Source organism: Streptomyces sp. NPDC054834 (genome assembly GCF_053611185.1).
Map to the genome: position 1 here is coordinate 252285 of NZ_JBSGZV010000002.1, position 25743 is coordinate 278027.

The window sequence follows — 25743 nt, forward strand, 5'->3', positions numbered from 1 at the left end:
GGAGTAACGTGCACGATCGGAGCAGGAGCGGAACCCGGAGCACCTGCCTCAGCCGTTGAGCAGCGAAGGGGACGACGTGACGGACATCGCCGGAGACATTGCGCGGGTCGGGGTGGTGGGCTGCGGCCAGATGGGAGCGGGCATCGCCGAGGTGTGCGCCCGCGCCGGACTGGACGTGAAGGTCGCCGAGACCACCGGCGAGGCCCTGGAGATCGGCCGCACCCGGCTGTTCAACTCCCTGACCAAGGCCGCCGAGCGCGGCAAGATCAGCGAGGAGGAGCGGGACGCCACGCAGGCGCGGCTGAGCTTCACCACCGACCTCGGCGAGTTCGCCGACCGGGACCTGGTGATCGAGGCCGTCGTCGAGAACGAGCAGGTGAAGACCGAGATCTTCCAGGTGCTCGACCAGGTGGTGACCCGGCCGGACGCGATCCTCGCCTCCAACACCTCCTCCATCCCGCTCGTGAAGCTCGCGGTCGCCACCTCGCGCCCGGACCACGTCATCGGCATCCACTTCTTCAACCCGGCCCCGGTGCAGCAGCTCGTCGAGGTGATCCCGGCGCTGACCACCTCCGAGGGGACCCTCGGCCGGGCCCAGCTCTTCGCCGAGAAGGTGCTCGGCAAGCACTCCATCCGCGCCCAGGACCGCTCCGGGTTCGTCGTCAACGCGCTGCTGGTGCCCTATCTGCTGTCCGCGATCCGCATGTTCGAGTCGGGCATCGCGAGCCGCGAGGACATCGACAACGGCATGGAGATGGGCTGCGCCCATCCGATGGGCCCGCTGAAGCTGTCCGACCTGATCGGCCTGGACACCATCGTCTCCATCGCCCATTCGATGTACACGGAGTACAAGGAGCCGCTGTACGCCGCTCCCCCGCTGCTCCAGCGCATGGTCGAGGCGGGCCGGCTGGGCCGGAAGACGGGGTCCGGCTTCTACACGTACGGCTGATCCCGTACCGCTGATGACGACGAGCGATGCCCCGTGGGCCCGGCACCGGATGGGGTGCCGGGCCCATCTGTTTCACTCCCCGTGTGCGCGCCGGGCACGCATATGCCCGTCGCACACTCTCCCCACGCGCCCACCAGGCGAGTTCACTCATCATGCGCATGCAAGGGATGCGGAAGAACCACGTTCGACTACGGAAAGGAGTGGATCCGTGACCGCCGACCCGGAGCATCCCGTGGTCCATGGAGAACTCGCAGAGTTACGTCGCCGCCTGGACGTGGCCTACGCCCGTGTGGAGGGCGGGCTTGCCCTGCTCAGTCACCGCACCGAGGAGACCGCCAAGGAACTGGACGAGCTGAACACCCGCATGATCTCGCTGGAACACGCACGCTGGCCACTGCCCTCGGTCGCGGCGCTCACGGCACTGGGAGCGCTCGTCGTGACGATCTGGCAGGCGCTGGCCCACTAGGACCTGTCCGGCCGGCCAGGACGCAGACGCGGGGTCTGGCGCGCCCTCCCCCCACTCCCGGCTTCGCTCGAGCGGGCGGTGCCCCCACCGGCTTTGTCGTCACTCGCCGACTCTCCCACGCTCGACTGCGCTCGCGCGGGGGGACCCCATCGCGTCGCCTCCCTCCTCCGCCTTGCACCTGGACGCGCCGGACCCCGCTCACCCGTGCTGGTGAGGCACCGCTACTTCCCTGCGCCCTGGCCCGCCCGGTCAGGCCCTAGTCATCGGCGAGCCTGAGGTGATGCAGCAGCAGTAACGCGGCCGCCATGTTGGCGGCCGGGACCTCCCCCCGGGCGACCATGTCGGGAACGAGCTTGAGGGGGACCCATTCCCTGCGGTCCGACTCGAAGTCGTCCACGGGATGTCCGACGTACTCGCCCTCGTCGGCCCAGTAGATGTGGTGCCGGGCGTCCGTGAGGCCGTTGGACGGCTCCACGCTCATGAGGTGGTGCAGGGGTCCCGGCCGCCAGCCGGTCTCCTCCTCGAGTTCCCTGGCGGCCGCGCACGCGATGTCCTCGCCGTCCTCGACCACCCCCGCGGCCAGTTCCCACCCCCAGCTGTCCGTGATGAAGCGGTGGCGCCACAGCAGGAGTACCTCGTTGGCCTCGTTGACCACCGTGGCCACGGCCACGGGCCGCAGCCGTATGAGGAAGTGGTCGAGGTGCCGGCCGTCCGGCAGCTCGACATCTGCGAGATTGACGCTGAACCAGCGGTTTTCGTACACAGTTTGTTCGTTCTGTTTCGTCCACTGCACGGTTCTGCCACCTTCCGCCGAGTAAGTGGCAATATCGCAGCAGCGTGTCTCCTGAACCTACAGCGGTACGCGCAGTGCCCCGTCGATGAGTTCGGCGGCCTCGGCGGTGCCCGCACCGCCACTGCGCACGAGGTGTTCGCGTACCGCGCGCAGTCTGTCCCGCAGCCGCTGGGATTCCATGCCCCGGGCCTGCTCGGCCATCTGCACGGCCGTGGCCACCGCCTTGTCCGCGTTGCCCTGGCGGACTTCGATGGTGCTGAGCATGGCGAGCCGGTGCACCCGCCCCCGGTCGTGGGCCGGGTTGTCCACGGCCGCCGCCGCGTGCTCCCGGGCGGCGGCGAGCTCTCCGAGGCTGAGCAGCGCCTCGGCCACCTGCACGTTGACCAGGCCCGGCTGGACATAGCCGGTCTCGTCGGGCTCGTACCCGCGCCGGATGCGTTCGGCGGCCGTCTCCGCCCGCCGGATGCAGGACAGGGCGCTCGTACCGTCGCCGAGGTGGGCGTACGCCTTCGCCTGCATCGCGTACAGGTCGGAGGCGAGGGCGGGGGTGATGTGCCGGCCGGCGGCGCGCAGCGCGGCCTCCGCGAAGGCGACGGCCTGCCGGTACTCCCGCATGAACAGCGCCTGGTTGACCAGCAGCGCGATCACGTAGGCGCCAAGTCCCCGGTCACCGCTGGCCTTCGCCAGCCTGAGCGCCTGGTGGAAGTAGCGCTGAGCGAGCCCGTGCGCGTCGGAGTCGTACGCGCAGATGCCGGCGATCGCCACCAACCCGCCGGTGGCCCGGTGCAGTTGGCGGCCGGTGGCGTCGGTGTAGCTGCCGCGCAGCAGCGGGGCCGCCTCGGCGTTCAGGAAGCCGACGATGCGGGTGCGGGTCGCTATGCCGCCGGCCTTGCGGTACATCTGCTCGTAATGGGCGCGGGCGGCGCGCAGCATCTCGAGGTCGGCCGGGGTGACCCGGTGCCGGCCGCCGCGGGACACGTCCACGTCCTCGGGCGGGTTCTCCCACTCCCACACCGGCATCACGGCGGGCGTGCCGGTGACCGCGGGGGCGCCGAGGATGTGCGGGCGCTGCTGTTCGTCGGAGCGCCACAGGGCGGTGGCGCGTTCGACGAAGCCGGAGAGCGAGGTGCCGTGCGGGACGCCCGGTTCGCCGGGCACGCCGAGGCCGATGTCGTCGAGGGTGACGGGCCGTTGCAGCCGGGCGGCGAGCACCTCGCAGATCAGGTCGGGCACTTGGCCGCGTGGCCGTTGCCCCTTCAACCACCGTGCGACGGCGGTGTGTTCGTACCGGAGCGCGAGACCACGCGCCCGGCCCGCCTGGTTGACGTGGGCGGCGAGACCGGCGTGCGAGATCCCGGCCTCGTCGAGGATCGCGTCGAGCAGAGTGTTGGGCTGCATCAAGGCCCCCCGGGTGGCTCGGTGAGCGTCAGCGTAGTGGGTCCGTCTTCACACGGGGTGTGAACGGAGTGCGCGAATCCGGGCTGTGTGCACGGTGTCGCTCAGTGTGTCCGGCCGGTTTGACTTAACTGCCTCGCAAGAGGCCGGCCGGGCCGCCGGCTCCCCCTCGAAAAGCGGTGGCCTGGCCGTCGGCTTCGGCACCCGCGGTCCAGGGACGGGGTTGGCGGTCGTTGCGCAGTACGAGCAGGGCGACGTCGTCCGCCGGGGTGCCGTTCGTGTGGCGGTGCAGGGCTGTGAAGACCTTGCGCAGGATCGTCTGCGGCGTCGCGGAGCGACCGCCCGCGGCTTCCGCCAGCACCGTCGGCAGCGAGAAGAACCGGCCCCGGGCGTCGCGCGCGTCCTCCGCGCCGTCCGTGAAGAGGACCAGGGTCTCGTCGGGAAGCAGACGGCCGCCGTGGAGCGCGGGCAGATCGGACGGGAGCGGGAAGGGGCCGAGCGGCGGGAGGGGATCCGCTCGCACGAGGGGCTCGATCCGGGCCCCGCTGAGCAGGTACGGCCATGGATGGCCGCAGTTCAGGGCGTGGATCTCGCCGTCGTGGGTGATTTCCAGGAGCAGTACGGTGACGAACTCCTCGGCGACGGGTGCGTCCGGCTCCAGGCCGCTCGAGGGGTGTTCGGTCCGGGCCCGCGCGCGGAGATGACGGGCCAGGGTGCGGTCCAGGCGCCGCAGGACCTGGTCGAGGGCGGGCTCGTCGTGGACGGCCTCGCGGAAGCTGCCGAGGACGGCGGCGACGGTGCCTATGGCGGACAGGCCGTGGCCGCGCACATCGCCCATGACCACGCGTACGCCATGCTCGGTGGCCACCGCCTCGTAGAGGTCGCCGCCGATGGCCGCCCCGCGGTCGGCGGAGAGCTGCGCGGCGGCGACGCTCAGGCCGTCCACGCGCGGCGGCGGTGTCCGCAGCAGCACGCTCTGCGCGGCACCCGCGACCCGGCGGGCCTGTCTGAGCTCGCGCAGGAGTGTCCGGCGGTCGTGGACGATCAGGCCGGTGCCAACCGCGAAGAGCACGGCGCTGGTGGCGATCCGGGCACCGAGCCCGTCCTGCTGGGCCGGCGGGCAGGTCGGTTTGTAGCCGATCGCCAGGGCGCCCCGGCCCGTCGGCAGTGCCAGCGCCAGCGCGCGGCGCAGCCGCCGGCGGTCGGGTCGGCGTGCGTACCCCTGTCGGGTGGGTGCGCGTGCCTTGATACGGATCATGCCGGTGGCCCCCCATGCAGGCCCTGACGGAGCAGATCGGACCGGCCCCGAGAGGCCGGTCCGATTCTGTCGACGCCATGGCCCGAGAGGGCCGGATCGCCCGGAGTTCTCACCCGAATGAGTGAGCACTCAGCGGACTCCTGCATTTATGCAGGTGAAGCGCCCCGTGGGGGGCGCTTCACGGCTAGCTCCGCAGCACCGCTCCCGTGCGCTCGCCCGCGAGAGCGACCGCGGCGTCGCGGGCGGCGGAGGCCTCGTCCACGGTCAGCGTCCGGTCACCCGCGCGGAACCGCAGCGCGTACGCCAGGGACTTCTTGCCCTCGCCCAGCTGCTCGGCGTTCTCGTACACGTCGAACAGGCGGATGTACTCGAGGAGTTCACCGGCGCCCTCGCGCAGCGCGGCCTCGACGTCCGCGTGCGGCACGGGCTTGTCGACCACCAGGGCGACATCCTGCGTGGCGACCGGGAAGGTCGAGATGCGCGGCGCCTGCGGGGTGCCGTCGCCGACCGTCTCCAGGGCGTCCAGGTCGATCTCCATGGCGGAGCTGCGCTCGGGCAGGCCCAGAGCCTTCAGCACGCGCGGGTGCAGCTCACCCGCGTGGCCCACGACCCGCTCGGTGCCGTCCACCACGACCGCGAGCTCGGCGCAGCGGCCCGGGTGCCAGGGGCCGTACTGACCCTTGCGGACGATGAGCTCGGCACCGGCCTCGCGGGCGACGGCACGGGCGGCCTCGACGGCGTCGGCCCAGTCCGCGGGGCGGCCCTTGCCCCACCAGCCGGCCTGCTCGCGGGCCCCGGCGAGGACGACGGCCACGTGCCGCGGCTGCTCGGGCAGCACGGCGTCGAGCTGCGCGAGCTCCTCATCGGTGGGGCGCCGGTCGACGGGCAGGTGCCCGGCGACGCGCTGCTCCTCGCGCGGGTGGAAGACCAGGCCCGTCTCGAACAGCGCCAGGTCGTGCGAACCCCGGCCGTCGTTGCGCCGCAGGGCGCCCAGCAGGCCCGGCAGCAGCGTCGTGCGGAGTGCGGGCTCCTCGTCGCTGAGCGGGTTGACCAGCTTGACGACGCGGCGGGCCGGGTCGTCGGCCTCCAGTCCGAGCTGGTCGAAGATCTGCTCGGCGACGAAGGGGTAGTTCGGCGCCTCGACGTAGCCGACGCCGGCCAGCGCCCGGCCGACCCGGCGGTGCAGCCGCTGGCGGCGCGTCAGGCCGCGGCCCGAGGGAGGCTTGGGCAGCGTGGAGGGCAGGTTCTCGTAGCCCTCGAGGCGGATGACTTCTTCGGCCAGGTCGTTGGGCTCGGCGAGGTCGGGACGCCAGGACGGGACGTTGACGATCAGCTCGTCCTGCCCGTAGACGTCGCAGCCGACGTCCTGGAGGCGGCGTACGACCGTCTCGCGGCCGTAGTCGACGCCCGCGACCTTGTCCGGGTGGTTGGCCGGGACGGTGATGGTGTGCGGCGCGGACGGCGCGACGACCTCGGTGACGCCCGCCTCGGCGGTGCCGCCCGCGAGCAGCACCAGCAGATCGACCGTGCGCTGGGCGGCGGCAGCGGCGGCCTGCGGGTCGACGCCGCGTTCGAAGCGACGGGACGCCTCCGACAGCAGCTTGTGGCGGCGGGCCGTGCGCGCGATCGCGACGGCGTCGAAGTGAGCCGCCTCGATGACCACGTCGGTCGTGGCGTTCGCGCCGTTCTCGGGGGCCTCGTATTCGGCGATCTCCGTGTTGGCGCCGCCCATGACGCCGGCCAGGCCGATCGGACCGCGCTCGTCGGTGATGACCAGGTCCTCGGCGTGCAGCTTGCGCTCGACGCCGTCGAGGGTGACGAGCTTCTCGCCCTCCTCGGCCCGGCGCACCCCGATCGTGCCCTGGACCAGCTGCCGGTCGTAGGCGTGCAGGGGCTGGCCCAGCTCCATCATCACGTAGTTGGTGACGTCGACGGCGAGCGAGATCGGGCGCATGCCGACCTTCTGGAGCCGGCGCTGGAGCCAGATCGGGGAGCGCGCCTCGGGGCTCAGGCCGGTGACCGTGCGGGCCGTGAAGCGGTCGCAGCCGTGCGGGTCGGAGACCTGGACCGGGTAGCCGAAGGCGTTCGGGCCGGGTACGTCGATGAGCGCCGGGTCGCGCAGCGGCAGGCCGTAGGCGATGGCGGTCTCGCGTGCGACACCGCGGATGGACAGGCAGTCGCCGCGGTTGGCGGTGACGGCGATGTCGAGGACCTCGTCGACCAGCTCCAGCAGCTCGATGGCGTCCTTGCCGACCTCGGTCTCCGGCGGCAGCACGATGATGCCGTGGTTGCCGTCGTCGCCCATGCCCAGCTCGTCGCTCGAGCAGATCATGCCGTGGGACGTCCTGCCGTACGTCTTGCGGGCGGCGATGGAGAAGCCGCCGGGCAGGGTGGCACCCGGCAGGACCACGACGACCTTGTCGCCGACGGCGAAGTTGCGGGCGCCGCAGACGATCTCCTGGGGCTCGCCGGTGCCGTTGGCCTGGCCGACGTCGACCGTGCAGAAGCGGATCGGCTTCTTGAAGCCCTCCAGCTCCTCGATGGTCAGCACCTGGCCGACGACCAGCGGCCCCTTGAGGTCGGCGCCGAGCTGCTCGACGGTCTCCACCTCGAGACCGGCCGAAATGAGCTTGGCCTGGACGTCGCGCCCGGTCTGAGTCGCCGGCAGGTCGACGTACTCCCGCAGCCAAGAAAGCGGGACCCGCATCAGATCTCCATCCCGAACGGCCGGGTGAACCGGACGTCACCCTCGACCATGTCTCGCATGTCCTCGACGTTGTGGCGGAACATCAGCATCCGCTCGATGCCGAACCCGAAGGCGAAGCCGCTGTACTTCTCCGGGTCGACGCCGCAAGCGGTCAGCACCTTGGGGTTGACCATTCCGCAGCCGCCGAGCTCGATCCAGCCCTCGCTGGAGCAGGTGCGGCAGGGCCGGTCGGGGTTGCCGACGGACTCGCCCTTGCAGACGTAGCAGAGCATGTCCATCTCGGCGCTCGGCTCGGTGAACGGGAAGAAGTTCGGCCGCAGCCGGGTCTTCATGCCCTCACCGAACAGCGACTGGACCATGTGGTCCAGGGTGCCCTTGAGGTCGGCCATGGTCAGGCCCTCGTCGACGGCGAGCAGCTCGACCTGGTGGAAGACGGGCGTGTGCGTGGCGTCCAGCTCGTCGGTGCGGTAGACGCGGCCGGGGCAGATCACGTAGACCGGCAGTTCACGGCCCAGCAGGGAACGGATCTGGACCGGCGAGGTGTGGGTGCGCAGTACCACGCCGGACTCGGTGCCGCCGTCGGGCCCCTGCACGAAGAAGGTGTCGGCCTCGCCGCGCGCCGGGTGGTCCGGGCCGATGTTGAGGGCGTCGAAGTTGAACCACTCGGCCTCGACCTGCGGGCCCTCGGCGACCTCGTAGCCCATGGCCACGAAGATGTCCTCGATCCGCTCCGACAGCGTGGTCAGCGGGTGGCGGGCGCCGGCCGGGACGCGGTCGTAGGGCAGGGTGACGTCGACGTCCTCCTCGACGAGCACCCGTGCGTCGCGCTCGGCCTCCAGCTCGGTCTGGCGGCCGGCGAGCGCCTTGTTGACGGCGCCGCGGGCCATCCCGACGCGCTTGCCGGCGTCGGCCTTGGCGTGCGGGGGCAGGGCGCCGATCTCGCGGTTGGCGAGGGCCAGCGGGGAGGCGGGGCCGGTGTGGGCGACCTTGGCCTCGTGGAGCGCGTCGAGGGAGTCCGCGGCGGCGAAGGCGGCGAGCGCCTCGTCCCGCATGCGCTCGATCTCTTCCGGTTTCAACGCCTCGACCTCTACAGGGTCGTACGACTTATTCGGTGCCGACATCTCTTCCCGTGCTTCCGATTGGCTGGCTGGTGTGCCCCGTCTTGACCTGGACCCGGGCCTGGACGATCCGTCTCTGGTTTTGGACACAAAGGTGCCAATGGCCGAGTCTAACGGGGTCGGGGAACGCGGATGCGCCCGCGGGCGGCTCAGGCCCTCCCGTCGCCCACCACCGCTCTATCCGACACTGCGTGGCAGCTCGAATTCAAACGCCGGCGCGCCCACGGGCAACGTAAATCGGAACTCGGCGCCGCCGCCGGGGGCGCGGCCGACCGTGATGGTGCCGCCGTGGGCCTCGACGATGCCCTTGACGATGTAGAGCCCGAGGCCGGTGCCGCCGCGCTTGCTGCCCCGCCAGAAGCGGGTGAAGACGCGGTTCATGGACTCCTCCGGGATGCCTGGCCCCTCGTCGCTCACCGTGACCGACGTGCCGGTTTCCTCGCCCTCGCGCGGGGATGCCGAGGGCGTCACGTCAATGGTGACGGTTCCCTCGCCGTGCCGCACGGCATTTTCGATGAGGTTGCTGAGCACCTGGTCGACCTTGTCGGGGTCGGCCCAGAGGGCGGGCAGCGGCTGCTCGATGCGGAGCAGGAAGCGGTCGGCGGGCTGTCCGGCGGCGACGTAGGCCTGGATGTGCCGTCCGACGGCGGCGCCTATGTCCACCAGCTGGCGGCGGACCTCCAGGCGCCCCGAGTCGATGCGGGAGATGTCGAGCAGCTCGGCGATGAGCCGGGTGACGCGGTCGGCGTCCGCGTCGACGGTCTCCAGCATCAGCCGTTTCTGGTCGTCGGTGAACCGCTCCCACTTGGCGAGCAGGGTGGCGGTGAAGCCTTTGACGGAGGTGAGCGGAGAGCGCAGCTCGTGGGCGACGGTGGCGATCAGCTCGGCGTGGCTGCGTTCGGTGCGGCGGCGGGCCTCGGTGTCGCGGAGGGTGACGACGACGCGGCGGACGGGTCCGGTGGGCTCGGCGCGCACGTAGCGGACGGAGACGAGGACCTCCCGGACACCGGGGAGCAGGAGGTTGCGCTCGGGCTGCCGGACCCGGATGGCGAGCCCGCCGTAGGGGTCGGTGAGCTGCCACCAGCGCCGTCCCTCCAGGTCCTCTAAGGGCAGGGCCTTCTCCAGGCGCTGCCCGAGGGCGTCGGCGGCGCGGACCGCGGTGATGCGTTCGGCGGCGGTGTTGAAGCAGATGACCCGGCCGTCCTCGTCGGCGACGACGAGACCGTCGGGCAGGTCGTCCGGGTCTATGCCGAGCTCGGTGAGGTCGGCGTGCCGGGACGCGGGTGTGCGTCGCACGTCCCGCCCTTCCGGCGCCGTGCTGGTGCCGACGACACTCATCCCCGTACCCCACCTCTCAGACGGCGCAGGGCCCCGAGCTGGTCACCCTACTAGCTGTGGGTGACGGAGCGGCACCCTCCGGAGGCGCGCTGCGCACGGGCTGACGCGTAGAGACATACGGCGGCGGCCGTGGCGAGGTTCAGACTCTCGGCCTTTCCGTGGATCGGGACGCGTACGACGGCGTCCGCGAGCGCGCGGGTCTCCTCCGGGAGCCCCCAGGCCTCGTTTCCGAACACCCATGCGGTGGGGCCGCCCATCGTGCCCTTGTCGAGCTCGTCGTCGAGGTCGCGGTCGCCGGCGCCGTCGGCGGCGAGGATGCGTACGCCGGCGCTCTTGAGCCCTGCCACGGCCTCCTCGACGGGCACGCCGACAGCCACGGGCAGATGGAACAGGGACCCGACGGAGGCGCGGACCGCCTTCGGGTTGTACAGGTCCACGGAGGCGTCGGTCAGTACGACGGCCTCGGCGCCGGCGGCGTCGGCGCAGCGCAGTACGGTGCCGGCGTTGCCCGGGTCGCGGACGTGCGCGAGGACGGCGACCAGTTCGGGGCGGGTGGCGAGGATGTCCTCGAACGGAGTGTCGAGGAACCGGCAGACACCGACGAGGCCCTGCGGGGTGACGGTGGTGGAGATGTCGGCGATGACCTCTTCGGAGGCGAGGTGGACGCGGGCGTGCGCGGCTCGGGCCTCGCCGATGATGTCGGCGTACCGCTCCGCGGCCTCGACGGTGGCGAACAGCTCGACGAGCGTCGCCTGCCCGCCGGCCCGATGCCCGGCCGCCTCCCGCACGGCCTGCGGCCCCTCCGCGAGGAACAGCCGGTCCTTCCCCCGGAAGTTCCGCTTGCCCAGCCGCCGAGCGGCGGCCACACGTGCGGAACGGGGTGAGATCAGCTCGGGGGTTGCGGGGGGCATGGGGTCACCTTCGGATGTTCGTGAGTACGGGTCGGTGTCGGTCTGCTGCGGCGCCTCTTCTCCGCCGCGGCGGCGCTCAGCCACGACCGCGGCAGGCGGGGTGCCGCTGCCGGGCAACAGGAGGACCCGCAGGCGTCAGCCTGCGGGTCCTGTAGTCACGACTGCTGAAGTCGGCGCAGCGTCACGCGGCCTTCGGCGCGTTGACGTCCGACGGCAGCGCCTTCTGCGCGACCTCGACGAGCGCGGCGAACGCGTTCGCGTCGTTGACGGCCAGCTCGGCCAGGATCTTGCGGTCGACCTCGACGTTCGCGGCCTTCAGACCCTGGATGAAGCGGTTGTACGTGATGCCGTTGGCGCGGGCAGCGGCGTTGATGCGCTGGATCCACAGCTGACGGAAGTCACCCTTGCGCTTCTTGCGGTCGTTGTAGTTGTAGACCAGCGAGTGGGTGACCTGCTCCTTGGCCTTGCGGTACAGACGCGAACGCTGACCGCGGTAGCCGGAAGCCTGCTCGAGGATCGCCCGGCGCTTCTTGTGGGCGTTGACTGCCCGCTTGACGCGTGCCACTTGTTAACTCCTTGTAGCGGGGCCGTGGGGGTACTCACACGACCCGGAAACGATTGGGTCCCGGTCGAGACGTACGGCGCTCGGTCGGCGCCGCCGCGTCACTTGCCGAGAAGCTTCTTGATCTTCGCGGCGTCGCCCGGGGCCATCTCGGCGTTGCCGGTGAGGCGACGCGTCACGCGGGACGACTTGTGCTCGAGCAGGTGGCGCTTGCCGGCGCGCTCACGGAGCACCTTGCCGGAGCCGGTGACCTTGAAGCGCTTGCTGGCACCGCTGTGCGACTTGTTCTTCGGCATAGCGCCGTTCTCTCCTCGTCGGTGGCGCTCCGATGCCCGGTTGCGAAAAACCGGGCACGGTGGAGCGTCGCTCTAGTTTCGGTTACATCCTGGGGACTCGCGTCCCCCGGGATCACGCCTCGGCAGGTGCCTCGGACGGCGCCTCGACCTCGGCCTCGGCCTCGGCCTCGACATCGGCCTCGACATCGGCCTCGGCATCGGCCTCGGCAGGGTTCTGCGACCGACCGGGGTTGGCCTTCGCATCCGCCTTGCGGGCTTCCTGCGCCTGCCTGGCCTCGGCCATCGCCTCGGTCTTCTTCTTGTGCGGACCGAGAACCATGATCATGTTTCGGCCGTCCTGCTTCGGGTTCGACTCGACGAAACCGAGGTCCTGGACGTCCTCCGCGAGACGCTGTAGCAGTCGGTAGCCCAGCTCGGGCCGGGACTGCTCGCGACCACGGAACATGATCGTGATCTTGACCTTGTCGCCCTGCTTGAGGAACCGAACGACGTGACCCTTCTTGGTGTCATAGTCGTGCGGGTCGATCTTCGGCCGGAGCTTCATCTCCTTGATGACCGTGTGCGCCTGGTTCTTGCGCGCCTCACGGGCCTTCATGGCCGACTCGTACTTGAACTTCCCGTAGTCCATGAGCTTGCACACGGGCGGACGGGCGTTCGCCGCGACCTCGACCAGGTCCAGGTCGTACTCCTGCGCAAGCTCCAGTGCCTTGGCCAGGGGGACGATGCCCACCTGCTCGCCACTGGGACCGACAAGTCGCACCTCGGGAACGCGAATCCGGTCGTTGATGCGGGGCTCGGCGCTGATGGATCCTCCTCGGTAGCACCACGCGACGGTCTGGCGGACAGCCGCGTAACGTCTGTAAGCGTTAAGACCTAACCGCGCCGAGGCACAAAAAATGCCCCGGACGATCACAGGCGGGGCTCCAATGACTACCGGAGCACCGCCGCGGTGAACGCGGGGCGCACTTTCGGGCGACTCCATCGTCCGTACGGAACGATGGTGGCCGCCTGACCGGGGTGACCCGCCGTCCGGGGGACGGTCGGGTGGGAGATCGGAGCCTCCACTTGTGGGCCGGACACGCAAGTGTCCAGCCGGTCGTTACACAAGGTTAGCAGCAACGGCCGGGGAGGGCTAATCGGGAAGGCGCCGCACGCGACCGCTTATCGTGTGGGCATGAGTGAGACCTCCCCCTCCGGCCCCGCCGAGCAGCCCGACTTCGACGAGATGACCCGCGACATCGCCGAGGTCCCGGCGGTCGAGGTGATCGTGACGGTCGCCGTCAACCTGATGAGCGCCGCCGCCGTGAAGCTGGGCCTGACCGAGGAGGGCGACAAGCACAAGGACCTGGACGAGGCCCGCAAGCTGGTGACCGCCCTCGCCGGTCTCCTGGACGCGAGCACCACCGAGATCAGCTCCTTCCACGCGGCGCCGCTGCGCGACGGCCTGAAGTCGCTCCAGCTGGCGTTCCGCGAGGCGTCGATCGTCCCGGACGAGCCGGGCCAGGGCCCCGGTGAGAAGTACACCGGCCCGGTCTACGGCTAGTCCGGCCCGCGCCGCATCATCCACGTACGAACAGGGGCTCGCCCGGAGGCGTCGTCCCGGCCGGCAGCAGTGCCAGGTCGAGACCGCGCACCAGGCGGGCCCTGAGCGTGTCGTCGGCGGCCAGGCGCCGGGCCACCGCGCGTGCGGCCTCGTCGGGGGCGACGGCCGCGTCGAGCACCAGGGCGAGCGTGCCGTCCGCCCGGCCGGGGCCGAGGTGGGCGCGGAGTACGGCGGGCTCGGCGGCCACGGCGGTGCGCACGGCCTCGACGACGGCCGGGTCGGCCAGCGGGTCGGTCGTTGTACGGCCCTCGGCCAGCGCGAGCAGCGCGGGGCCCGTCAGCTCGAACGGCACCGGACCGGACATGTCCAGCACGATCGTGTCCGCCTTCTCGTGCGCGGCGGCCTGGAGGGCCTGGTGCAGGGGTACGGCGACCGGCCGGGCCCCCGCGTCCCAGCGGGCCAGCGAGTCGGTGGAGGTGAAGGCGGGCAGGGCGGTACGGGAACCGGCCTTCAGGGTCGGCACGGCCATGTCGCTGGTCTTCTCGCGGCGCAGCCCGTTCTCGTCCTCTTCGACCTCACCCAGCACCGCCACCACCGGAACCAGCAGCCGCGCGCCCTTGAGCGCCTCCAGGACGGGTCCGACGGCGGTGCGGTCCTCGGCCCACGCCGTCAGCGCGGCGCTCAGCCGGGGGTCGGCGGAGCCGTCGTCTTCGGAGAAGCCGGAGTCGGGAATGTTCTTGTTCGCCACGGTCACCGACCCTATAGGGGGGAAGCTGCTGGGCTTGTGCGGCCCCTGAAACCCCACCGTCACGGCTTTCACAGGAATCTCAGTTTTCCCTGACGCAGTTCTTACTTCCGTCTAACGGGGCGCACAGTCCCCGCCCCGAGCATCGCGGGCATGGAGTCTCCCAGAGCCCGCCGACGCCGCCGCGCTCGCCCGTCCCGGCGCCGTCCGCTCCTGTGCACCGCGCTGGCCGCCGTCGCGATAGCCGGCGGCACGGCCGCGGGGACCGTGTACGTGAAGGGGCGGGCGCACACCGGCCCCGTATCCTCGGCGGCGTCACCGTCGGCCTCTTCCTCGGCCCCGACGGGTGGGGAGGAAGCGGTGGAATCCGCGGCGGAGGCGTCGGCCGGCCGGAAGGCGCTGCTGGCGAAGGCCATGAAGGCGGTCGCCGTGCCGTCGGCCGCGAACGTGTCGACAGCCGTGCTGGACCTCGACTCCGGTGAGAGCGCCACGCACGGCGACGCCCTCTTCGACACGGCGAGCATCGTCAAGGTCGACATCCTGGCGACGCTGCTGTTGCAGGCCCAGGACGCGGGCCGGCATCTCACGGCGACGGAGAAGGCGTACGCCACGAAGATGATCGAGAACAGCGACAACGACTCCGCGACGGCCCTGTGGCACGCCATCGGGACGGCGGACGGGCTCGACGCGGCGAACAAGCGGTTCGGGCTCACGGACACCACGGGCGGCGACGGCGAGCTGTGGGGGCTGACCCAGACCACCGCGGCGGACCAACTCGTTCTCCTCCAGCAGGTGTTCGGGGACGACTCGAAGCTGAGCAAGGCCTCGCAGGCGTATGTCCAGGGGCTGATGAAGGCCATCGAGCCGGACCAGGACTGGGGTGTCTCGGCCGCGGCCGACGGCTCCGCGTGGGCGCTGAAGAACGGCTGGCTGGCCCGCAGCACGACCGGCCTGTGGGACGTCAACAGCATCGGACGCGTCACGGCGGGCGGCGACGACTACCTGGTCGCCGTGCTGTCGAACGGCAACGCCGGCCAGGCGACGGGCATCTCACTGGTCGAGGCGGCGGCGAAGGCGACGGTGTCGGTGTTCACCGGGGACGACGCCACGTCGTCGGCCTCGTCCGCGGCGTCCGAGCAGGGGTGACGGGCGGCGGCCTCAGCAGCCGTCCTGCACCCGCTCCTCGCGGCGCCGGCGCCACAGGACGCCCGCCGCCACCAGGAGCACCCCGCCGGTGCTGCCGGCCAGCGGTCCCGCCCAGCTCGACGCGCCGCCGGTGGCCTCGGCGGTGTCCGGGCCGGAGCCGAAGTACTTGTCGCCGTGGGACGCGGTCCGTATGCCCTCGGGTTCGAGGCGGGCGGCGGCCTGGATGGCGGCGGCGGGGTCGACCATGCCGAAGCCGCGGGAGTCGTCGCGGCCGCCGCTGGGTGCGTCCCGGGCGGTGTCCTCCAGGAGCTTCTTCATCTGGGCCGGGGTCAGGCCGGGGTGGGCGGCCCTGATCAGCGCGACGGCGCCGGAGACGAAGGCGGAGGCCGCGCTCGTCCCCCACCCCTCGTAGTACTTGTGGTCCGGGTCGGCGATGACGACGTCGACGCCGGGGGCGCTCACCGTGGCGTACCAGCGGCGGGTGGAGAAGTCGGCGCGGGTGCCGTAGCGGTCGACGGCGGTCGCGGCGATGACGCCCGGGTAGGCGGCCGGGTAGGAGATGTGGTCGCCCTTCTTGCCGCCGTTGCCGGCCGAGGCTACGACGACGGCGCCCTTCTTCAGGGCGTACTGGACGGCCTCGTCCTCGCTGGGTTCGGGATGCGCGGAGACGGAGTCGTCGCCGAGGGAGAGGTTGATGACGTCGGCGCCCTGGTCGGCGGCCCAGCGGATGCCCTCGGCGAGGGCGTTGCCGCGGGTGGCGCGGGCCTTGCCGCGGGCGGAGTCGCCGTCCTCCAGGATCACGCGGACGGGGAGGATCTTCGCCTCGGGGGCGATGCCCATGACGCCGTCGCCGTCGCCGGGACCGTGTCCGTGGCCGGCGATGATGCCGGCCATCGCGGTGCCGTGCCGGGCCCAGGTGCGGTCGCCGCGCTGGGCGCCGAACTTGATCATGTCCTTGCCGGGCAGGACGTTGCCCACCAGGTCCGGGTGGTCGTCCTCGACGCCGGTGTCCAGGACGGCGACGGTGATGCCCTTGCCCTTGGTGGTGCGCCAGGCCTCCTGGGTGTGCATCGCCGACAGGGCCCACTGCTGGGCGCGGATGCCGTCGGCGTACGCCACGGTGGACGGCAGGAGGGCGATCGATCCGGCGAGGAGAAGGCTCAGGGCCGCGCCGCCGGTCGTACGGTTCATGAGGGGCTCTCCGTGGCCGAGCTGACGGTCTTGCGCAGGCGCCGTTCGATGCGGTCGGCCAGGCCCTGCGCCTCGTTGCCGAGTCCCGCCTGGGCGGGGGCCGAGGTGGCGCCGGAGCGTATGGCCTCCGCCGCGGGCTGCGGGTCGTCGACGGTGCGGCCGTCCGCCCAGCCGGAGACGGCGTAGGCGACCACCGGGGCGTCGGTGAGGACGGAGATGGTCCAGGAGGCGCGCTGCTTGTCGCCGAAGGCCGCGGCGGCGGTGCCCTTCACGGCGTACGGACGGGGCATCAGGTCGGTCCGGGCGCCGAGGCCCTCGCTCTGGAAGCGGCGGGCCAGGGAGCTCATGGCGGCGGTGTCGGCCTTGGTGAAGAGCAGGCCGACAGTGGTGACGTAGCTCTGGGTGGCGTCGGTGTAGGTGGCGCGCAGCAGCCTCCGGCAGCCGACGGGGGCGAGCGCCTTTTCGAGAAGCGGGTCGAAGGCGTTCGCGCAGCCGCTGTCCGGGGCGACGGCGATCCGTATCCAGGTGCGGTCGGCGCCGCCGGGGCCCGCGCCGGTGCCCTCCACGGTGGGCGGGAAGAGCTGGTCGACGGGCACGCTGTGCCACAGGTCGGCGGCCGCGGCGTAGCCCTTCCCGGGTCCGGTGCTCCCGCCGTCCCCGGTGAGCCAACTCCCGGTCACCGCACCGCCGATGAGCCCGAGTCCGAGGACGACACAGGCGGCGGCAGTGGCGGTGCGGGGCCGCACCCGCGCGCCCAGCGGCCGGGGGCGCCCGCGCTCGTCGTACCCCTCGGCCTGCCCGAAGGTCACGACGGGCGGCACCGCCGCGCTCCAGGAGAGGGCGGGGTCGGGGGCCGGTACGGGCGCCGTGGCGGTCGGGGTGTGCGTGTTCTGGGCGGCCGCGCGGGATGCGTCACCGCTCGCCGCGCCGGGCTTCGTCGCCGACAGGGTCCGGCGCAGCTGGGCAGTCGTCTCCGAGGGGGTTTCGGCCGGGGGGCCGGCAGGCCGGGGCGGCACGGTGGGGCGGTGACCGGGCCGGGGCGGGATTCGGTCCGCCGCGGGGGTGCCGGTCTTGCGCGGCTCACGGCCTACGGTCGGCGGGGCGTCGGGGAAACGCGCCGAGGCGGGTGGGGGCGGGGCCGTGGGGGCCGTCGGGCCGGGGTTGCGCGCCGCGAAGGCAGGACGGACATAGGGGAAATCCGGCCGCGGGCCCGGGCCGCCCGAGCCGGGGCGGGTGGCCTTCCCGTCCCCCGCGCTCCGGGCCCCCGGCACACCGGAGTTCGGCCGCACCGGCGAACTCGGCCGACGCGAGCCGGCAGCCGCCCCGCCGGTCGCCGTACGCGTGCCGGAGGAGCCGTCGCCGGGCGCCGTACGCGACCCCGCGGAAGCACTGGCGGTACCGCCCGCCGGACGCGAACCCGAAGACGCGCCGCCGCCCGCCGGACGCGAACCCGAAGCGGCGCTCTCGTCCACCGCACGCGCACCTGCCGGGACGGCACCGCCCGCCGGACGCGAAGCAGAGGGGCCATCCCCGACCACCGAACGCCCGGTTGCGGAAGCCCTGCCGCCCACCGGACGAGAACCCAAGGGGGCTCCGCCCTCCGTCGCACGCGAACCGGACGCAGCATTGCCTGCCGCCGGACGCCCAACCTCAAAAGCACCGCCGCCCGCCGGACGCGAACCGGACGCAGCATTGCCTGCCGCCGGACGCCCAACCTCAAAAGCACCGCTGCCCGCCGGACGAGAACCCAAGGGCATCCCGCCCCCCGCCGGACGCGAACCGGACGCAGCACCGCCACCCGCCGGACGCCCAACCTCGGAAGCACCACTGTCCCCCGGACGAGAACCGGAGGGCATCCCGCCCCCCGCCGGACGCGAACCGGACGCAGCACCGCCGCCCGCCGGACGCGGAGCAGTCGAAGGGCTGTCGCCGGGGCCGGTGCGGTCGGGGGCCGCGTCGGTCGTCGCCGTGCGGCCGTGTGGCGGGTTCGCGGCGGGATCCGGCGTGGGGGCGTTGTCCCGTGCGCCCTCCGGCCGCGACTCCCCTTGCCGCGCGTCGGCGCCCGACGGGGCGGGGTTGTGGGAGGGGCGTGGCGGGACGGGGGCGTGCCGCGCTTCCGTGCTCATGCACCCCCCGCTTCCTCGTGCCATTACGCATACCCGCACGCGCGGACCGGCATCCCGGCGCAGAGCAAGCGGCCGGGGTGGTTCCACTGTGCGTGTGCGCGTCACTCTACGGCTTGACCACGGTCGAACGGGAACCAGTCCACGAGCCCGGGGCATCTGCCCGGAACGTCCCCCTACCCTGCGGTAATCCTGTCTGGCAGGCTTCGTGCATGACTGCGCGCGCCTCCGACCGGGCCCGTTACGACAGGGCCACCGCCCATCTCGACGCCCCTCTCGCGATCGTGGACCTGGACGCCTTCGACGCCAACGCGGACGATCTCGTCCGGCGGGCCGGCGGCAAGCCGATCCGCGTGGCCAGCAAGTCCGTGCGCTGCCGTGCCCTGCTGGAGCGGGTGCTGGCGAAGGACGGGTTCGCCGGCATCATGTCGTTCACACTGGCCGAGTCGCTGTGGCTCGCCCGCTCCGGCTTCGACGACGTGCTGCTCGCGTACCCGTCCGTCGACCGTGCCGGTTACGCGGAGCTGGCCGGCGATCCCAAGCTCGCCGCCGCCGTCACGGTGATGATCGACGACCTCGCCCAGCTGGATCTGATCGACGCCGCCCGTGCCGGTGGCCGTGAAGTCGTGCGGGTCTGCCTGGAGTTGGACACCTCTCTGAAGCTGCTGGGCGGGCGGGTGCGGGTGGGGGCGCGCCGTTCGCCGCTGCACTCCCCCGCCCAGGTGGCCGACGTGGCGCGGGCCGTGAGCCGGCGGCCGGGTTTCCGGCTGGTGGGGATCATGGCGTACGAGGGGCACATAGCCGGGGTCGGGGACGCGATCGCCGGCCGTCCCTTCCGTTCCCGCGCCGTCCGGTTGATGCAGGCCACCGCTCGCCGGGAACTGGCCGAGCGGCGGGGCGCGGTGGTGCGGGCGGTCCGGGCGGTGGTGCCCGGGCTGGAGTTCGTCAACGGCGGCGGCACGGGCAGTGTGCAGCACACCGCGGCGGAGTCCTCCGTCACGGAGATCGGGGCCGGTTCGGGTCTGTACGTGCCGCGCCTGTTCGACAACTACACGTCGTTCACCGGCCGCCCCGCCGCCCTCTTCGCCATGCCCGTGGTGCGGCGGCCGGGTGTGGGCGTCGTCACCGTGCTCGGCGGCGGCTATCCCGCCTCCGGGGCTCCCGGCCGCGACCGGCTGCCGGTGCCGTACCTGCCGGAGGGGCTGCGGTACGACCCCCAGGAGGGGCCCGGCGAGGTGCAGACCCCGCTGCTCGGCTCGCCCGCCGACGATCTACTGATCGGCGACAGGGTGTGGTTCCGGCACGCGAAGGCCGGTGAGCTGTGCGAGCGGTTCGACGTGCTGCACCTGATCGAGGGGGACGCGGTGACGGCGACGGTGCCGACGTACCGGGGCGAGGGCCACACGTTCCTGTGACCCGTGCCCCGGTACTCCGGGAGCACCCGGGAACGGCCTAGAGCGGAGTGACGTACGCGCCCGAGATCCCGCCGTCCACCAGGAAGTCGGTGGCGTTGACGAAGGAGGAGTCGTCGCTGGCCAGGAAGGCGACGGCGGCGGCGATCTCCTCGGCCTCGGCGAACCGGCCGACCGGGATGTGCACCAGGCGGCGGGCGGCCCGCTCGGGGTCCTTGGCGAACAGCTCCTGGAGCAGGGGCGTGTTGACCGGCCCCGGGCAGAGGGCGTTGACGCGGATGCCCTCGCGGGCGAACTGCACGCCCAGTTCGCGGGACATGGCGAGGACGCCGCCCTTGGAGGCGGTGTAGGAGATCTGCGAGGTGGCCGCGCCCATGCGGGCGACGAAGGACGCGGTGTTGATGATGGAGCCCTTGCCCTGGCGGCGCATGTAGGGGATGGCGGCCTTGCAGCACAGGTAGACGGAGGTGAGGTTGACCTCCTGGACGCGCTTCCAGGCCTCCAGGCCGGTCTCCAGGATGGAGTCGTCGTCGGGCGGGGAGATGCCGGCGTTGTTGAAGGCGATGTCGACACTGCCGTAGGTGTCGTGGGCGGCCTTGAAGAGGGCCTCGACCTGCTCCGGGTCGGTGACGTCGACCTTCACGAAGAGGCCGCCGACCTCCTCGGCGGCGGCCTTGCCGCGGACCTCGTCCACGTCGCCGCAGACGACGTGCGCGCCCTCGGAGGCGAGCCGGCGCGCGGTGGCGAGGCCGATGCCGCTGCCGGCTCCGGTGACGACGGCGGTGCGGCCGACCAGGCGGCGGCAGATGTTTTCGGCAGTCATGTGCGGCTCAGGCCTCCGTGCTGATGAAGACGTTCTTGGTTTCGGTGAAGGCGGTCAGGGCCTCGGGGCCGAGTTCGCGGCCGAGGCCGGACTGTTTGAAGCCGCCGAAGGGTGTCCAGTAGCGGACGCTGGAGTGGGAGTTGACGGACAGGTTGCCGGCGCGGACGGCCTGGGAGACGCGCAGCGCGCGGCCGACGTCGCGGGTCCAGATGGAGCCGGAGAGGCCGTACGGGGTGTCGTTGGCGAGGCGGATCGCGTCCTCCTCGTCGGTGAAGGGCAGGAGGACGGCGACCGGGCCGAAGATCTCCTCGCGGGCCGCGGCGGAGTCGGGCCGTTCGCCGGTGAGCACGGTCGGCGGGAACCAGAAGCCGGGTCCGTCAGGTGCGCTGCCGCGCAGGGCCGGGGCGGCTTCGGGGACGTAGGACCGTACGCGGTCGAGCTGCCGGCGGGAGATCAGCGGGCCCATCTGGGTCCTCTCGTCGGCCGGGTCGCCCACGGTCACGGCGGCCAGCGCGTCGGCGAGGAAGTCGCGGGCCGCGTCGTACACCGTCTCCTGGACGAGGATGCGGGTGCGGGCGCAGCAGTCCTGGCCGGAGTTGTCCAGGAAGGAGAAGGGGTCGAGGGCGGACTTGAGGTCGGCGTCGGCGAAGACGATGTTCGGGCTCTTGCCGCCGAGTTCCAGGGTGACCGGCTTGACCAGCCGGGCACAGCGCTCCATGACCTCGCGGCCGGTGCGGGTCGAGCCGGTGAAGACGATCTTGGCGACGTCGGGGTGGTCGACCAGGGCGCGTCCCGCGGTGTGGCCGTATCCGGGCAGCACCTGGAAGAGCTGCTCGGGCAGGCCCGCCTCCAGGGCCAGTTCGGCCAGGCGGAGGGCGGTGAGCGGGGTGGTCTCGGCGGGCTTGAGGACGACGGCGTTGCCCGCGGCGAGGGCCGGGAAGGAACCCCAGGCGGCGATGGGCATGGGGAAGTTCCAGGGGGCGATCACGCCGACGACGCCGAGGGGTTCGTGGAAGGTGACGTCCCAGCCGCCGGGGGCCGGGATCTGCCTGCCGAGCAGGCGTTCGGCACCGCCGGCCGCGTACAGCAGCAGGTCGCGGGCGTTGCCGGCCTCCCAGCGGGCGTTGCCGAGGGTGTGGCCGGCCTCGCGGACCTCCAGCCGGGCCAGTTCCTCGACATGGGCGTCGACGGTGTCGGCGAAGCGGCGCAGCAGCCGGGCCCGGTCGGCGGGCGGGAGGGCGGCCCACTTCGTCTGGGCCCGCGCGGCGCGTGCGACGGCGGCGTCCACGTCCTGCGCGGTGGCGGCGGGGACGGTGGCGACGGCCTCCTCGGTGGCGGGGTTGAGGACCTTCAGCTCGTGCGGGTCGGACACGTGATGACCTTTCACATGCGTTCGAAGGAGCGGCGCAGCTCCCAGTCGGTGACCGCGGCGTCGAAGGCGTCGAGTTCGACGCGCGCCATGTTGCGGTAGTGCGCGACGACCTCGTCGCCGAAGGCGGCCCGGGCGATCGGGCTGTTCTCCCAGAGGTCGGCGGCCTCCCGCAGGGTGGTGGGCACGTGCGCGAAATCGGCGGTGTAGGCGTTGCCGGGGCAGGCGTCGGGCAGTTCCAGCTTCTGCTCGATGCCGTACAGTCCCGCCGCCACCAGCCCCGCGACCGCCAGGTGCGGGTTGACGTCGCCGCCGGGCAGGCGGTTCTCGAAGCGCAGGGAGCGGCCGTGACCGACGACTCTGAGGGCGCAGGTGCGGTTGTCGTGGCCCCAGGCGACCGCGGTGGGGGCGAAGGACCCGGACTGGAAGCGCTTGTAGGAGTTGATGTTCGGGGCGTAGAGCAGGGAGAAGTCGCGGAGCGCGGCGAGCTGTCCGGCGAGGAAGTGGCGCATGACCTCGGACATCCCCTCGGGTCCGGCCATCGCGTTGGTGCCGTCGGCGTCGGCGAGCGAGAGGTGGATGTGGCAGGAGTTGCCTTCGCGCTCGTTGTACTTGGCCATGAAGGTGAGGGACATGCCCTCCTGGGCGGCGATCTCCTTGGCGCCGGTCTTGTAGATGGCGTGCTGGTCGCAGGTGACGAGGGCCTCGTCGTAGCGGAAGGCGATCTCGTGCTGGCCGGGGTTGCACTCGCCCTTGGCGGACTCGACGGTCAGGCCGGCGCCGGCCATCTCGTTGCGGATGCGGCGCAGCAGCGGCTCGATGCGGCCGGTGCCGAGGACCGAGTAGTCGATGTTGTACTGGTTGGCCGGGGTGAGCCCTCGGTAATGGGCGTCCCAGGCCTGTTCGTAGGTGTCCTTGAAGACGATGAACTCCAGCTCTGTGCCGACCTGGGCGGTGTAGCCGAGTTCGGCGAGCCGCTCCAGCTGGCGGCGCAGGATCTGGCGGGGGGCGGCGGCGACCGGGGAGCCGTCGCTCCAGGCGAGGTCGGCGATCAACATGGCCGTGCCCTCGTTCCAGGGAACGCGGCGGAGGGTGGACAGGTCGGGGTGCATGGCGAAGTCGCCGTACCCGCGGTCCCAGGAGGACATCTCGTAGCCGTCGACGGTGTTCATCTCGGTGTCGACGGCGAGGAGGTAGTTGCAGCCCTCGGTGCCGTGCTGGAGGACCTCTTCGAGGAAGAAGCGTGCGGCGAACCGCTTGCCCTGGAGCCGCCCTTGCATGTCGGGGAAGGCCAGGACGACAGTGTCGATCTCACCGCCTGCGACGAGGGCGTGCAGTTCCTCGACGCCGAGCGGGGGTGTGCGGTCTGCCACGGGAGAGCCTCCTTCGGCTTCTTCGCGCTTCTCAGCGCTTTTCCGGCCGGGCCGGGAGCCATAAGGTATTGCCGAGAACCATTGCTTGGGAAGGGGGCACGGCCGGATGTCAGTGGATGCCGACGGCGGTCTCGGCGACCGGCTCACGCCGGTGCTGCGGCCGGTGCGGGCGGGCAACGGCTTCGAGGAGGCGCTGGAGCAGATCCTCCAGGTGGTCCGGCTCGGCCTGGTGCCGGGCGGGGGGCGGCTGCCCGCCGAGCGGGAGCTGGCGGAGCGGCTGGGCATCAGCCGGGTGACCCTGCGCGAGGTGCTGAAGGTGCTTCAGGACCAGGGCCTGGTGGAGTCCCGGCGCGGGCGGTACGGCGGCACGTTCGTGCTGCCGCGCACGGACGCGGGCGGCGAGGACGAGTTGCGGCGCCGGATCGCCGAGGTCGACATCGAGGACGTGCTCCGCTTCCGTGAGGTGCTGGAGGTGGGCGCGGCCGGTCTGTGCGCGGCGCACGGGCTGACCGGTGAGCAGGCGGACCGGCTGCGCGAGGCGCTGGCCCGCACGCACGACGCGCCGCTCGCCGACTACCGCCGCCTGGACACCCTGCTCCACCTCACGCTGGCCGAGCTGTGCGGCTCGCCGACGCTGACCGCGCAGTACGCGGCGGTCCGGGCGAGGGTGAACGACCTGCTGGACTGCATCCCGCTGCTGGTCCGCAACCTGGAGCACTCGCAGCGCCAGCACACCGCGCTGGTCGAGGCGGTGCTGGACGGGGACGCGGACGGCGCGCGGGAGATGATGCGGGAGCACTGTGCGGGGACGGCGGCGCTGCTGCGGGGCTTCCTGGCTTGAGCAGACCCTGCAAAGGTGTGCACGTGAACCATTGGACCGCTGGGAGGCCCGCGTGACCGGACGACCGCTGATCGGTGTGAGCACGTACCTGGAGACGGGGGCGCGCTGGGGCGTCTGGGAGCTGGAGGCCGCCCTGCTGCCCGCCGCCTATCCGCGTCTGGTGCAGCGGGCCGGAGGGCTGGCCGCGATGCTTCCGCCGGACGACCCCGCGCACGCGGCGGCCACGGTGGCCCGGCTGGACGGCCTGGTCGTCGCGGGCGGCCCGGACGTCGACCCCGCCCGCTACGGCGCCGAACGCTCCCCGCGCACGGGGCCGCCCGCGCCCGAGCGGGATGCCTGGGAACTCGCCCTGGTCGACGCTGCACTGGCCGCGCGCGTCCCGCTGCTCGGCATCTGCCGGGGCATGCAGCTGCTGAACGTGGCCCTCGGCGGCACGCTCGTGCAGCACCTCGACGGGCACGCGGAGGTGGTCGGCGTGTTCGGCGGTCACCCGGTCAAGCCGGTTCCGGGAACCCTGTACGCCGAGGCCGTGCCGGAGGAGACGACCGTGCCGACCTACCACCACCAGGCCGTGGACCGCCTCGGCGAGGGCCTCGTCCCCTCGGCGTATGCGGCCGACGGCACGGTGGAGGCCGTGGAACTGCCGTCCGCCGGCTGGGTGCTGGGCGTGCAGTGGCATCCGGAGATGGGCGAGGACCTCCGGGTCGTCCGGGCGCTGATCCGGGCGGCGTCCGGCTCGTCAGCCCCGCACCACCCCTGAGCCGGCGTCGAGCCGCTTCCTGAGCCACGCCAGGCCCGTCTCTCCCTGCGCGCGCTGGAAGGCACGCACCGTGGGGAGGCCCGGGGGCGGGGGCTGGAGCGAGTGGCTCAGGAAGTAGCCGGCGAGGGCGGCCAGGGTGGCGGTGACCGCGGCCGGATCGGCGTCCCGGCCCACCGGATGCGCGGTGAACAACTCCTCCGGATCCGGCCCGGCCTGGGCCCGCACGCACGGCAGCATCACCAGCAGGTCGAACCACGGCGCGGCGCGCACGGCGTGCGGCCAGTCGACGAAGACGACGCCGCGGCCGTTCTCCTGGCCGGTCAGGAGGATGTTGTCGGCCCGCAGGTCGCCATGGGCGAGGGTCTCGCCGGAGGCGGCCCCGGGCCAGCCGGCCAGTTCGGCGAGCTCGGGCAGCCGGGCGACGGCCCAGGGGTCGAGCCGCCCGGTGAGATCGCCCTGTTCCCCGTCGAGCAGCTGCCGCCAGCCGTCGAAGCTGCCGGCCATCGCCTCGGCGACGGGCGGGGCGGCGACCGGCGACGGGGTGAGGCCGCGGCTCAGCTCGCCGACGGCGTCGAGGACCAGCCGCAGCTCGGCCGGCCGCCACGGGACGTGGGGCTGGTGCCC

23 protein-coding genes and 1 pseudogene are annotated in these 25743 nt (G+C 72.4%); 7 read left to right on the forward strand and 17 right to left on the reverse strand.

Annotated features, from left to right (window positions below):
* Positions 1-76: 76 nt before the first annotated feature.
* Positions 77-949: a 3-hydroxybutyryl-CoA dehydrogenase gene (locus tag ACWGJM_RS03840; protein ID WP_453410052.1), complete on the forward strand. Its 873-nt coding sequence runs from the start codon at positions 77-79 to the stop codon at positions 947-949.
* 208 nt (positions 950-1157) lie between these two features.
* Positions 1158-1415 carry a hypothetical protein gene (locus ACWGJM_RS03845; protein WP_453410053.1) on the forward strand — a complete coding sequence of 86 codons (258 nt, stop codon included), beginning with the start codon at positions 1158-1160 and terminating at the stop codon, positions 1413-1415.
* Positions 1416-1671: 256 nt separating this feature from the next.
* Here the strand turns inward: ACWGJM_RS03845 and ACWGJM_RS03850 are convergent, their stop codons facing one another.
* From ACWGJM_RS03850 to infC, 10 genes are all read right to left on the reverse strand, one after another.
* A complete protein-coding gene (locus ACWGJM_RS03850; protein ID WP_453410054.1) occupies positions 1672-2208 on the reverse strand; it encodes an NUDIX hydrolase in 537 nt (178 codons plus the stop codon).
* A gap of 57 nt (positions 2209-2265) precedes the next feature.
* Positions 2266-3606, reverse strand: coding sequence for a transcriptional regulator (locus ACWGJM_RS03855; RefSeq protein ID WP_453410055.1), 1341 nt, complete (start codon positions 3604-3606; stop codon positions 2266-2268).
* A gap of 124 nt (positions 3607-3730) precedes the next feature.
* A complete protein-coding gene (locus ACWGJM_RS03860) occupies positions 3731-4861 on the reverse strand; it encodes a PP2C family protein-serine/threonine phosphatase (protein WP_453410056.1) in 1131 nt (376 codons plus the stop codon).
* 184 nt (positions 4862-5045) lie between these two features.
* Positions 5046-7568: a phenylalanine--tRNA ligase subunit beta gene (pheT, locus tag ACWGJM_RS03865; RefSeq protein WP_453410057.1), complete on the reverse strand. Its 2523-nt coding sequence runs from the start codon at positions 7566-7568 to the stop codon at positions 5046-5048.
* Positions 7568-8689, reverse strand: coding sequence for a phenylalanine--tRNA ligase subunit alpha (pheS, locus tag ACWGJM_RS03870; protein WP_453410058.1), 1122 nt, complete (start codon positions 8687-8689; stop codon positions 7568-7570). The genes pheT and pheS overlap by 1 nt, the downstream gene beginning before the upstream one ends.
* A 174-nt stretch (positions 8690-8863) precedes the next feature.
* Positions 8864-10024 carry an ATP-binding protein gene (locus tag ACWGJM_RS03875; protein WP_453410059.1) on the reverse strand — a complete coding sequence of 387 codons (1161 nt, stop codon included), beginning with the start codon at positions 10022-10024 and terminating at the stop codon, positions 8864-8866.
* A 50-nt stretch (positions 10025-10074) separates the two neighbouring features.
* The gene (locus ACWGJM_RS03880) at positions 10075-10935 is read right to left on the reverse strand and encodes a TrmH family RNA methyltransferase (protein WP_453410060.1); all 861 of its coding nucleotides are present in this window, start codon (positions 10933-10935) and stop codon (positions 10075-10077) included.
* Between the two features lie 181 nt (positions 10936-11116).
* Positions 11117-11500 (reverse strand): 50S ribosomal protein L20, encoded by a 384-nt coding sequence (gene rplT, locus ACWGJM_RS03885; RefSeq protein ID WP_006141703.1) that lies wholly within the window; start codon positions 11498-11500, stop codon positions 11117-11119.
* A 98-nt stretch (positions 11501-11598) separates the two neighbouring features.
* Positions 11599-11793 (reverse strand): 50S ribosomal protein L35, encoded by a 195-nt coding sequence (gene rpmI, locus ACWGJM_RS03890; protein ID WP_004933563.1) that lies wholly within the window; start codon positions 11791-11793, stop codon positions 11599-11601.
* A 112-nt stretch (positions 11794-11905) separates the two neighbouring features.
* Complete coding sequence (gene infC / locus ACWGJM_RS03895) at positions 11906-12598, reverse strand: translation initiation factor IF-3 (RefSeq protein WP_453410254.1); 693 nt, start codon at positions 12596-12598, stop codon at positions 11906-11908.
* A 369-nt stretch (positions 12599-12967) separates the two neighbouring features.
* Here infC and ACWGJM_RS03900 point away from each other — a divergent pair, with 369 nt between their 5' ends.
* On the forward strand, positions 12968-13336 hold the full coding sequence (locus ACWGJM_RS03900) for a DUF1844 domain-containing protein (RefSeq protein ID WP_132853700.1): 369 nt from the start codon (positions 12968-12970) through the stop codon (positions 13334-13336).
* Positions 13337-13352: 16 nt separating this feature from the next.
* Here ACWGJM_RS03900 and ACWGJM_RS03905 read toward each other — a convergent pair whose 3' ends face one another.
* A complete protein-coding gene (locus ACWGJM_RS03905) occupies positions 13353-14084 on the reverse strand; it encodes an SseB family protein (RefSeq protein ID WP_453410061.1) in 732 nt (243 codons plus the stop codon).
* A gap of 150 nt (positions 14085-14234) precedes the next feature.
* Here ACWGJM_RS03905 and ACWGJM_RS03910 point away from each other — a divergent pair, with 150 nt between their 5' ends.
* On the forward strand, positions 14235-15227 hold the full coding sequence (locus tag ACWGJM_RS03910; RefSeq protein ID WP_453410062.1) for a serine hydrolase: 993 nt from the start codon (positions 14235-14237) through the stop codon (positions 15225-15227).
* 12 nt (positions 15228-15239) lie between these two features.
* Here ACWGJM_RS03910 and mycP read toward each other — a convergent pair whose 3' ends face one another.
* Positions 15240-16418, reverse strand: a complete 1179-nt coding sequence (mycP, locus tag ACWGJM_RS03915; RefSeq protein ID WP_453410063.1) for a type VII secretion-associated serine protease mycosin — start codon at positions 16416-16418, stop codon at positions 15240-15242.
* Positions 16415-17434 (reverse strand): hypothetical protein, encoded by a 1020-nt coding sequence (locus tag ACWGJM_RS03920; protein WP_453410064.1) that lies wholly within the window; start codon positions 17432-17434, stop codon positions 16415-16417. Before ACWGJM_RS03920 ends, mycP begins: the two co-directional genes overlap by 4 nt.
* Positions 17435-18753: 1319 nt before the next feature.
* On the opposite strand from ACWGJM_RS03920, the gene ACWGJM_RS03925 reads away from it, so the two are divergent.
* Entirely contained in the window at positions 18754-19956 is a 1203-nt protein-coding gene (locus ACWGJM_RS03925; protein ID WP_453410065.1) for an amino acid deaminase/aldolase, read from the forward strand.
* A 37-nt stretch (positions 19957-19993) separates the two neighbouring features.
* Here ACWGJM_RS03925 and ACWGJM_RS03930 read toward each other — a convergent pair whose 3' ends face one another.
* From ACWGJM_RS03930 to ACWGJM_RS03940, 3 genes are read right to left on the reverse strand one after another with little or no spacing between them, the layout of a single operon-like run.
* Entirely contained in the window at positions 19994-20776 is a 783-nt protein-coding gene (locus ACWGJM_RS03930; RefSeq protein WP_453410066.1) for a 3-oxoacyl-ACP reductase, read from the reverse strand.
* Between the two features lie 7 nt (positions 20777-20783).
* Entirely contained in the window at positions 20784-22148 is a 1365-nt protein-coding gene (locus ACWGJM_RS03935; protein WP_453410067.1) for an aldehyde dehydrogenase family protein, read from the reverse strand.
* Positions 22149-22159: 11 nt separating this feature from the next.
* Positions 22160-23518, reverse strand: a complete 1359-nt coding sequence (locus ACWGJM_RS03940; protein WP_453410068.1) for a glutamine synthetase family protein — start codon at positions 23516-23518, stop codon at positions 22160-22162.
* 106 nt (positions 23519-23624) lie between these two features.
* Between ACWGJM_RS03940 and ACWGJM_RS03945 the strand changes: the two genes are divergently transcribed.
* The gene (locus ACWGJM_RS03945) at positions 23625-24359 is read left to right on the forward strand and encodes a FadR/GntR family transcriptional regulator (RefSeq protein WP_453410069.1); all 735 of its coding nucleotides are present in this window, start codon (positions 23625-23627) and stop codon (positions 24357-24359) included.
* A gap of 52 nt (positions 24360-24411) precedes the next feature.
* Complete coding sequence (locus tag ACWGJM_RS03950) at positions 24412-25119, forward strand: gamma-glutamyl-gamma-aminobutyrate hydrolase family protein (protein ID WP_453410070.1); 708 nt, start codon at positions 24412-24414, stop codon at positions 25117-25119.
* On the opposite strand, the pseudogene ACWGJM_RS03955 reads toward ACWGJM_RS03950, so the two are convergent.
* Positions 25099-25743 (reverse strand): annotated as a pseudogene (locus tag ACWGJM_RS03955) (phosphotransferase); the annotation flags it as partial. The gene ACWGJM_RS03950 and the pseudogene ACWGJM_RS03955 sit on opposite strands and share 21 nt — an antisense overlap.

Excerpts from the sequence above, each read along its gene's own strand:
- ACWGJM_RS03910 (WP_453410062.1), top strand. The coding sequence starts at position 14,235 with ATGGAGTCTCCCAGAGCCCGCCGACGCCGCCGCGCTCGCCCGTCCCGG.
- ACWGJM_RS03855 (WP_453410055.1), bottom strand. The coding sequence starts at position 3,606 with ATGCAGCCCAACACTCTGCTCGACGCGATCCTCGACGAGGCCGGGATC.
- ACWGJM_RS03875 (WP_453410059.1), bottom strand. The coding sequence starts at position 10,024 with ATGAGTGTCGTCGGCACCAGCACGGCGCCGGAAGGGCGGGACGTGCGA.
- ACWGJM_RS03925 (WP_453410065.1), top strand. The coding sequence starts at position 18,754 with ATGACTGCGCGCGCCTCCGACCGGGCCCGTTACGACAGGGCCACCGCC.
- ACWGJM_RS03945 (WP_453410069.1), top strand. The coding sequence starts at position 23,625 with ATGTCAGTGGATGCCGACGGCGGTCTCGGCGACCGGCTCACGCCGGTG.
- ACWGJM_RS03930 (WP_453410066.1), bottom strand. The coding sequence starts at position 20,776 with ATGACTGCCGAAAACATCTGCCGCCGCCTGGTCGGCCGCACCGCCGTC.
- ACWGJM_RS03900 (WP_132853700.1), top strand. The coding sequence starts at position 12,968 with ATGAGTGAGACCTCCCCCTCCGGCCCCGCCGAGCAGCCCGACTTCGAC.
- ACWGJM_RS03860 (WP_453410056.1), bottom strand. The coding sequence starts at position 4,861 with ATGATCCGTATCAAGGCACGCGCACCCACCCGACAGGGGTACGCACGC.
- pheT (WP_453410057.1), bottom strand. The coding sequence starts at position 7,568 with ATGCGGGTCCCGCTTTCTTGGCTGCGGGAGTACGTCGACCTGCCGGCG.
- pheS (WP_453410058.1), bottom strand. The coding sequence starts at position 8,689 with ATGTCGGCACCGAATAAGTCGTACGACCCTGTAGAGGTCGAGGCGTTG.
- mycP (WP_453410063.1), bottom strand. The coding sequence starts at position 16,418 with ATGAACCGTACGACCGGCGGCGCGGCCCTGAGCCTTCTCCTCGCCGGA.
- ACWGJM_RS03880 (WP_453410060.1), bottom strand. The coding sequence starts at position 10,935 with ATGCCCCCCGCAACCCCCGAGCTGATCTCACCCCGTTCCGCACGTGTG.
- rpmI (WP_004933563.1), bottom strand. The coding sequence starts at position 11,793 with ATGCCGAAGAACAAGTCGCACAGCGGTGCCAGCAAGCGCTTCAAGGTC.